General features: G+C 51.2%; 1 rRNA gene. It reads left to right on the forward strand.

The window, feature by feature from the left end:
- A 23S ribosomal RNA gene (locus H6A32_RS16195) occupies positions 1 to 197 on the forward strand; the annotation flags it as partial.
- Positions 198 to 209 lie beyond the last annotated feature (12 nt).

Here is a 209-nt window from a genome sequence, read left to right on the forward strand (position 1 = left end):
TACCAAGTGCATGGCAGGGTAGCCAAGCCGGGAAGGGATAAACGCTGAAGGCATCTAAGCGTGAAGCCCCCCTCAAGATGAGATATCCCATACGCAAGTAGTAAGACCCCTTGAAGACGACGAGGTAGATAGGGCAGAGGTGGAAGTGTGGTAACACATGGAGCTGACTGTTACTAATAGGTCGAGGGCATAACCAAGGAATGGTGGAT

Source organism: Drancourtella massiliensis, from assembly GCF_016900655.1.
GTDB classification, from domain to species: Bacteria; Bacillota; Clostridia; order Lachnospirales; family Lachnospiraceae; genus Sellimonas; species Sellimonas catena.